7 protein-coding genes are annotated in these 8,522 nt (G+C 71.1%); 5 read left to right on the top strand and 2 right to left on the bottom strand.

All coding sequences use genetic code 11. The annotated features are described in order from the left end of the window. Both HG543_RS48560 and HG543_RS48555 read left to right on the top strand, forming a co-directional pair. Positions 1–465: O-antigen ligase family protein (locus HG543_RS48560; protein ID WP_211194689.1), on the top strand; the 465-nt coding region annotated here is incomplete at its 5' end. Position 466: 1 nt separating this feature from the next. Continuing rightward, positions 467–1,873, top strand: a complete 1,407-nt coding sequence (locus HG543_RS48555; RefSeq protein WP_169351783.1) for a glycosyltransferase family protein — start codon at positions 467–469, stop codon at positions 1,871–1,873. A 13-nt stretch (positions 1,874–1,886) separates the two neighbouring features. On the opposite strand, the gene HG543_RS48550 is transcribed toward HG543_RS48555, so the two are convergent. Beyond that, a complete protein-coding gene (locus HG543_RS48550; RefSeq protein WP_169351785.1) occupies positions 1,887–2,957 on the bottom strand; it encodes a glycosyltransferase family 4 protein in 1,071 nt (356 codons plus the stop codon). A 136-nt stretch (positions 2,958–3,093) separates the two neighbouring features. Here HG543_RS48550 and HG543_RS48545 point away from each other — a divergent pair, with 136 nt between their 5' ends. The 3 genes from HG543_RS48545 (at position 3,094) to HG543_RS48535 (ending at position 6,323) form a co-directional block, all read left to right on the top strand. Further along, positions 3,094–4,236 carry a glycosyltransferase gene (locus HG543_RS48545; protein WP_169351782.1) on the top strand — a complete coding sequence of 381 codons (1,143 nt, stop codon included), beginning with the start codon at positions 3,094–3,096 and terminating at the stop codon, positions 4,234–4,236. Positions 4,237–4,454: 218 nt separating this feature from the next. Then, positions 4,455–5,849: an undecaprenyl-phosphate glucose phosphotransferase gene (locus HG543_RS48540; protein ID WP_169351781.1), complete on the top strand. Its 1,395-nt coding sequence runs from the start codon at positions 4,455–4,457 to the stop codon at positions 5,847–5,849. Positions 5,850–5,864: 15 nt separating this feature from the next. Further along, entirely contained in the window at positions 5,865–6,323 is a 459-nt protein-coding gene (locus tag HG543_RS48535) for a GNAT family N-acetyltransferase (RefSeq protein ID WP_169351780.1), read from the top strand. A gap of 63 nt (positions 6,324–6,386) precedes the next feature. Here the strand turns inward: HG543_RS48535 and HG543_RS48530 are convergent, their stop codons facing one another. Beyond that, entirely contained in the window at positions 6,387–8,327 is a 1,941-nt protein-coding gene (locus HG543_RS48530; protein WP_169351779.1) for a trypsin-like serine peptidase, read from the bottom strand. Positions 8,328–8,522 lie beyond the last annotated feature (195 nt).

Genomic DNA, 8,522 nt, shown 5'->3' with positions numbered 1-8,522 from the left:
GTGTGGATGAAGCCGTCCTTGCGCAACCGCTTCGCCTCCAGCCTCACGCACGAGGGCAGCGGCGACCGGATGATGTTGCTGAGGGCGGGCGTGGACGCCGTGAAGCTGCACCCGGTGACGGGCACGGGGGCGGGGCGCTTCCGCGCGGGCGAGTGGGTGCCGGACACCGCGCCCATCGCCGTGCGCGAGCAGCGGGGCAAGGCGCACAACCAGCTCTTGAGCATCGCCGCGGAGCTGGGGTTCCCGGGGCTGGTGTTCTTCCTGATGCTGCTGGTGGCCGTGGCCCGGCGCATGACGCTGGCGCACCCGGCCGGCGTGGCCGGGGTGGGGGCGCTGTGCTTCTTCCTGTTGCTCTCCGCGGTGCATGACCCGCTCTTCCAGGCGCCGTTCTCCATGGCGCTGGTGCTGGCGTTCGCCGTCGGCGTGCGGGGGGGCCTCGAAGCCGCGGTGTCCCGGAGCGCCTGACATGGACACGGCCTGGCGGCGGGGCGCCGTGGCCGCGGTGCTGGTGCTCGCGGCGTCCCTGACCTCGGCGACGTGGTCCATGCACGTGGATGACGGGGACGCGAACCTCTACACGGTGGTGGCCCGCAACATGGCGGAGCAGGGGACGTGGCTGGACCCCAGCTACCTCCCGGACGTGTACCCGGAGTTCCGCGAGCACCTTCCCTTCGGCCTGTGGCCCCAGGTGGCGGTCATCCGCTGGGTGGGCGAGGGCGCGCTGGGGCCGCTGAACGCGCTGTGGACGCTGGCCACCGTGGTGCTGGTGGGCTGGCTGGGCCTGCGGCTGTGCGGCGCGCCAGCGGGGCTGCTGGCCATGCTGGTGCTGGCCGCGTCGGAGACGTTTGTCGTCTACGGAGGACGCGCCCGGTTGGACCCCTTGCTGGTGCTGCTGGCCACGCTGGCCGCGGCGCCGGTGCTGCTGGATGGGCGGAGTTCTCGGGCGCTGCTCTGGGCGGCCGTGGCGGGCGCGGGGGCGGCCCTCATCAAGGGACCCTTCGGGCTGCTGCCCATTGTCGCCGCGGGGGCGGCGCGGGGGCTGGTGACGCGCTCGGTGCGGCCGTTCCTCGTGGGAGGCACGGCGGCGGTGCTGGCGGCGCTGCCGGTGACGGGCTTCCTGCTGTGGGACCGCGCGGCGGGAGACGGCTCCTGGTGGAGGGGCTACGCCGAGCGGCAGTTGCTCGCGTCGGCGATGGGGGCTCGGGCGGATGGGAAGCTCTCGTTCTGGTACCCGTTCCGGAGCATCGCCGGACGCTTCTGGCCGGGGCTGCCCCTGGTGCTCCTGGGTGGCTGGATGGCGGCGCGGCGGGAGCAGGGCGAGCCCGCGCCGGAGCGGCAGGGGTTGCGAATCGTCGCCCTCTTCAGCCTCTTCGTGTTGCTGGGGCTGTGTCTGCCGGCGCGCAAGCTGTGGAACCACACGCTGGTGGCCTACCCGGGGCTGGCGCTGCTGGCCGGGGCCGCCGCCGCGCCGTGGGTGGAGCGCCTGCTGACGACGGCGCGCCGCAAGCGGGTGGCGGTGGGGGCGCTGATGGGGCTGGCGCTGCTCGCGGCCGTCTTCTCCGCGGCGGGGCTCAGCCGCTACGTGGCGCCGCCTCCGTGTGTCGCCTCGCGCGAGTTCGCCCCCGAGTTCGACGCGCTCGCGCCCGGCACGCGCGTGCCCGTGGTGGCGGCGGCGCCCGCGTGGATTCTCATCGCGTCGCTCGCGGGGGAGCGGCGGCTCGCGGGGCAGCCGTTGGACACGCTGTCCGCGCTGGAGGGACACGAGGCGCGCCTCGCGCTCGTGGAGGCGCGCGTGCTCCCGGGCGCTCCGCCCACCGGGTGGCACGAGGTCCGGCGGGCCCGCGACTGGGTCCTGCTGATGCGAGAGCGCTGACGGAAGCGCGAGGTCAGCGGGAGCGCTCGGAGGCCCCTTCCAGCACCCGCCGGTACACCGCGAGCGTGCGCCGCGCGCAGTCGTCCCACGAGAAGCGCGCGGCCCGCTCGCGGCCCAGCTCCACCAGCTCGCCGCGCAGCACGTCGTCACGCAAGAGGCGCAGCGTCGTCTCCCGCCACGTCGTCGCGTCATCCGGCGGCAGCCGCAGCGCCGCGCCGCCCACGACTTCCGGCAGCGCCGTCGCGTCCGAGACAATCACCGGACAGCCCGACGCCATGGCCTCCAGCGCCGGCAGGCCGAAGCCCTCGTACTTCGACGGCAGCAGCAGCGCCGCCGCCGCGCCGTAGAACAGAGGCATCTCCGACTCGGGCAGCTCCTCCAAATCGAGCACGTTCTCGTGCAGCCCCAGCTCGTGCGCCACCGCGCCCTTGCCCGCCAGCAGGACGATGGGCACCGGCAGCTCCGCCGCGAAGTGCTTCAGCATCGCCAGGTTCTTGAACGGCTTCGCGTTGCCCACCGCCGCCACGTACCGCGCGGGCAAATCGTGCCGCTCGCGGAAGGCCTTCGCCTCGCCGGGCGTCGGCGGTTGGAAGCGCGCGTCCACGCCGTTGTGAATCACCTGCAGCCGGTACGGCGACAGCCCCAGGTGCCGCGCCAGTTCCTCGCGGGAGAACTCCGACACCGTCACCAGCGCCGCCGCCCCTCGCGCCCGGGGACCCACCACCACGCGGTAGTAGAGTGCCTGCGCTGGCGTGTACTGGTCCGCCAGCGCCACGTGGTTGGCGTCGTGCAGCGTGGCCACCAGCCGCCCATCCCAGAAGCGCGGCAGCGAGAAGGACGTGGCGTGGAACACGTCCGGCTTCACCCGGCCCAGGTCCGCCGCGAGTGTGAGTTGTTCGAACGGGGAGAGGAAGCCCGAGCGCGCGCGGTGCTGGGGCATGGAGGGCGTGAGCTCGGCCAGGTCGGAGGGCAAGCCGTCGGGCGGCACCAGCGCGGTGAAGCGCAGGTCCGGAGCGAGCGCCGGCATCCGCCGCGCCAGCTCCAGGGCATACCGGGCAATCCCATGCAGCCGGCCGCGCACCATGCGCAGGTCGAGGAGGACGTGGGCCACGGACCGGGGCCTACCACACGCGCGGCCCGCATGGGCATCGAGGAAGGGGCGGGCGGGCAGGCAGGCCACTTTTCGGCACTGCGCGTCCCCGGTGCTAGAAGCCGCTTTCGTGAAGGTTGCCCTGGTCCACGATTGGCTCGTCACCCACCGCGGCGGAGAGCGCGTCCTCGACGCGCTCTGCGAAGTGCTGCCCGATGCGGACATCTACACGCTCGTCCACAAGCCCGGCAGCCAGTCTCCGGCCATCGAGTCGCGCCGCATCTTCACCTCCTTCCTCCAGCGCATCCCCGGCATCCACGCGCGCTACCGGCACTTCCTGCCGTTGATGCCGCGGGCCATCGAGGCGCTGCGTCTCCAGGACCGCTACGACCTGGTCCTCTCCTCCAGTCACTGCGTGGCCAAGGGCCTGCGCACCCCGGCGGGCACCCCGCACCTGAGCTACGTGCACGCGCCCATGCGGTACATGTGGGACTTGTTCGACGACTACTTCGGCCCGGGCCGCGCCAGCCCGCCCGTGCGCGCCGCCGCCCACGCCGTGCGGCCCTGGCTCCAGCGGTGGGACCGCGAGACGGCCGCGGGCGTGGACCGCTTCGTCGCCAACAGCCACCACATCGCCGCGAAGGTCCGCCGCTTCTGGGGCCGCGACGCCACCGTCATCCACCCGCCCGTCGCCCTGGAGCGCTTCGCCAACGTGCCGCTCGAGGGCGGAGGGCGGGGCGGCTACTTCCTGTGGCTCGGCGCCTTCGCCCCCTACAAGCGCCTGGACGTGGCGCTGGAGGCCTTCCGCGAGCTGGGCGTGCCGCTGTGGGTGGTGGGCACGGGCCAGGAGGCCTCGCGCCTCATGTCGGGGCCGGTGCCGCCCCACATCCGCTTCCTCGGCAACGTCTCGGATGACGCGCTGCCCGGCCTCTACCGCGACGCCCGCGCGCTCATCTTCACGCCCGAGGAGGACTTCGGCATCACCCCCCTGGAGGCCCAGGCCACCGGCCGCCCCGTCATTGCCTACGGCCGGGGCGGCGCCCTGGAGACCGTCACCTCGCGCACCGGCCTCTTCTTCTCCGAGCAGACGCCCGCCGCGCTCGCCGCCGCCGTCCGCCAGTTCGAGGTCTGGGAGCCTTCCTTCCGCCCCGAGGACGCCCGCTCGCAGGCCGAGCGCTTCAGCCGCGTCGCCTTCCAGCGTGCCATTTTGTCCGAGGCCGACGCCCTCCTGCGGCTGGGGAGACACTCCACAGCTCGCACCGCGGGGGTGTGACTCCGCTGTCATCCCCCTCTCCGTGTTCCGTTGCCTACTTCTGTCCACCTTCGGCTGCTGTGGAGCAGGGGTCAGGGCAACCCATTGGTTTCACGAGCTTTCCCATGCTAGGAGACGCGCCCGTCACACGGTGTTGGGCAGGACGCGTGCTCGTCGGAACAGGGTGCGAGTCTTGCATGGGGGTGGCCGCCCGTTGACCAGGCTACAGGAGTGGCTCGGTGTTCAGTCGTCTCCAGCGTTTCTACACATCCATCAAGGTCGTCGCGGACATGGGGATGCTCGCGGTGGCGTTCGCGCTCGCGTACGTCACGCGCTTCTCCGGCATCATCCCCGTCACCGAGGGGATTCCGCCCTGGGAAGACACGCTGATCTCGTTGCTGATGGTGCTCGTCATCTTCCCGGTGACGTTCAAGCAGTCGCGCCTGTACGCCACCAACCGCGCGCGCACGAACACCGGCGAGGTGTTCGAGGTCTTCAAGTCCACCATCACCGCCACGCTCATCCTCGTCGCCGCGACGTACTTCGCGCGAGAGCGCTACTCGCGTCTGACGCTGGTCATCTTCGTGGCCTACGCCTTCGTGCTGGTGACGTGCAGCCGGCTGGCGTTCCGCTACGTGCTGAGTGAGATCCGCCGCCGCGGCCACAACCTCAAGTCCATCCTCGTCATCGGCGCGGGGGAGCTGGGGCAGCGGGTCATCGACACGGTGGAGGGCCACCGCGAGCTGGGCTTCCGGGTGACGGGCGTGCTCACGCTGCGGCCGGAGAAGGTGGGCCAGTACGTCAGCGGTGTGCGCGTCATCGGCCACGTGGACTCGGTGAACCAGGTCCTGGACACGCAGCCGGTGGACCAGGTCATCATCGCGCTGCCGCTGGAGGACCAGGCGCACGTCAAGCGGCTGATGGAGCAGCTGGCGCTGCGCACGGTGGACGTGAGGGTGGTGCCGGACCTGTACCAGTACATCACCCTCTACGGCGGCCTGGAGGAGTTCGGCGGGCTGCCCATCATCCGCCTCCAGGGCGACCCCATGGAGGGCTGGAGCCGGGTGTCCAAGCGGGCCTTCGACATCCTCTTCTCGCTCCTGGCCATCCTCGTCACGTCGCCGCTGATGCTGGCCACCGCGCTGGCGGTGCGGCTGACGAGCCGCGGGCCCATCCTCTACCGCCAGGAGCGCATGGGGATGGATGGCCGCACCTTCCCCATCCTCAAGTTCCGCACCATGTGCGTGGACGCGGAGAACTGCGGCGCGATGATGACGTCGCCCGAGGACCCGCGCCGCACGCCCATCGGCACCTTCCTGCGCAAGTACTCGCTGGACGAGCTGCCCCAGTTCTTCAACGTGCTGCTGGGCGACATGAGCCTCGTGGGCCCGCGCCCCGAGCGCCCCGTCTTCATCGAGGAGTTCAAGCGGCAGATTCCGCGCTACCACCTGCGTCACAAGGTGAAGGCGGGCATCACCGGCTGGGCTCAAATCAACGGCCTGCGCGGCCAGACGTCCATCCAGAAGCGCATCGAGTACGACCTGTACTACATCGAGAACTGGTCGCTGCTGATGGACCTGAAGATTCTCGTGCGCACGGCGCTGGGCGGCTTCCTGTCGAAGAACGCGTACTGACGCAGGAGGCGCGCCGTGGACTTTCACGAGTGGACGCGGGGCGACTTCGTCATCAGCACGGACCGCTCCCGCGTGGACGTGGAGGCGGTGCACCGCTTCCTCCAGTCCTCGTACTGGGCGGCGGGCATCCCCCTGGAGGTGGTGCGTCGCTCGGTGGCGAACTCGCTGCCGTTCGGCCTCTACCGGGTTGCCACGGGGGAGCAGGTGGGCTTTGCCCGGGTGACGACGGACTTCGCCACCTTCGCGTACCTGGCGGACGTGTTCATCGCGGACGCGGTGCGCGGGCATGGGTTGGGCAAGTGGCTGGTGGAGCGCATCGTCGGCCATCCGGAGCTTCAAGGCCTGCGGCGATGGATGCTGGCCACGCGTGACGCGCACTCGCTCTACGCGCAGCACGGCTTCACGCCGCTGAGCGCGCCCGAGAGCTTCATGCAGAAGTGGGACCCGGAGGTCTACCGGCGCGGCGCTCGCTGAGGGCCCGGGCCGCGGCGGAAGGTGCCACGGCCCGGACCCGGACGGCTCACGCGAGGGGTGGGGCTACTGGATGCTCCACACCACGGTGCCGCTGCACGAGTTGCCGCTGTAGCAGCCGGCGCGAATCTGCAGCGTGCCGGAGGCCGTGGCCGTGTACGACAGGCTGGAGCCCACGCCGCTGCACGCGTCGTCGTTGGCCGCCGCCTGGGTGGTGCCGCTGAACAGGCGCAGGTACGTGTCACCAGAGAACGAGGCGCCCGTCACGCCGCAGGTGGCCACGGTGATGCGCTGGCCGGCGGTGATGGTGACGTCGCGGTTGGTGGTGTTCTGCTGCGCGCTGTTGGTGTTGCTGCCGCTGAAGGTGAACGAGCCGCTGGTGGGCGGCGGCGGAGGCTGGTTGCCGCCGGTGATTTCCCACACCACGGTGCCGCCGCAGCTGCCGGTGCCGTAGCAGCCGGCGCGGACCTCGAACTCGCCGCTGACGGTGGCCGTGTAGGTGATGCTGGAGCCGCGGCCGCTGCACGCGTCGTCGTTGGAGGCCACCTCGGTGACGGGGGTGGGGCTGAACACGCGCAGCCAGGTGTCACCGGAGAAGGTGGCGCCGGTGATGCCGCACGTGGCCACCTTCAGCTGCTGGCCGGCGGTCAGGGCAATCTTCTTGTTGGTGGTGTTCTGCTGGGCGTTGTTGGTGTTGGTGGCCGTGTACTGGAACGAGTTGACCGGGGGCGGGGGCGGAGGAGGCGGCGGCTCGCCGTTGCCGTTGGGGCTGGGGCAGCCGGCGGCGGGCAGCGCGCACTGCGGCAGGTCCGCGCCCAGGTGGCTGATGACGGCCTGGATGGGCACGCCGCGGTTGGGGCAGTTGGCGCAGTGGTGCAGCGACACCACCAGGTTGTCCGAGTGGCCGATGACGGGCGAGCCCGACGAGCCGCCCTGCGTGTCCGCGAAGTAGCCCACGTCGTTGGGGCCGCCCGACTGGCACGAGGGCTCGTTCAGGCTGTAGACCTCGGCGAAGCCGGACTGGTCGCGGGTGTCCGTGGACGTCACGGCGATCTTCTTGCCGTAGCCGGCCGGGTGTTGGGGGATGAAGATGCGCTCGTCCACCACGGCGCCGGTGGCGCGCAGCTGCAGGTAGCCGTAGGTGTTGACCGGGTTCTGCGACAGCTGCACCAGCGCGTAGTCGCGCGGGGCGTCCACCTTCACCAGCGTGCCGCCGGCGATGACGTTGCCCGGGCAGCCGAACCAGCTCGCGCAGCTGGTGGTACAGCTGGCGCCCTCGGCCATGAACTCGAAGTTCGTGTTCGCCGCCTCGGTGGCGGTGCCGATGCAGTGCTGGTTCGTCATCAGGTGGCCCTGGCTGCCCACGAGCCAGCCGGTGCACGCGCCGGAGCCGTTGATGAGCAGGCGTGCCACGGGGCGGGCGCGGCCGTAGATGGTCGGGTCGCTGGAGGCGTAGCAGGGCGCCCAGCCGGAGTCGTCCGGACCGCACAGGGCCTCGTTCAGGTTGCTGAAGCCCATCTCCTGGTTGGAGTAGCCCCGGGCGTACCGGTCGATGGAGTAGCCGTGCCGGTTGAGGATGCCGCGGCGCTCGGCGGTGTCCCGGCTGTGCAGCTCGATGATGGCCGTGTCACCAGGGATGTGGATGGCCCAGAAGCCGTCACGGGCGAGCGGGTGCGTGTTGTCGTAGCGCCACGAGCGCCTGCCGTCCGGCGAGCGCACCACCACGAAGTCGCCGTCCTCCAGCTCCAACCGCTCGAAGTGGGGCGCGATGTATGCCGCGCCCGGGTGGTGGATGACGTCGGAGTGCACCGGGCCGCTCTCCGCGCGCAGCTCCCTGCTGGCGTACGGGTGCGCCGTCTCGTACCGCCGGAAGACGTCCTCGCCGACCTTGGTGGGCCCCTGTGACGCGGCGGACGGCTCCGCCTTGCACACGGCCTCCGAGGCCAGCGCCACCGGCGCCGCCAATGACAGCGCGGCGGCGAGACATGCGAGCTGGATGTGTTTCATCGGTTCTCCTGCGGGAGTGAGGACTGCGCAGCTCCAGGCTGCACTCCCGGTTATACAAAAAGGGCCCGACATCCCCGCATTCATGTTGTTTATTGAGTTGCATTAATATCCTGGCTCAGCGGTATTTCACGTCTCATTGCCCTTGGGGGCAGGTGAGGGGAGAGGTGGGGTGCGGGCCTTCCTGGCACGTCACCC

It is taken from the genome of Pyxidicoccus fallax, assembly GCF_012933655.1.
Lineage (GTDB): Bacteria > Myxococcota > Myxococcia > Myxococcales > Myxococcaceae > Myxococcus > Myxococcus fallax.
This window is presented reverse-complemented; position numbering and strand designations above follow the sequence as displayed.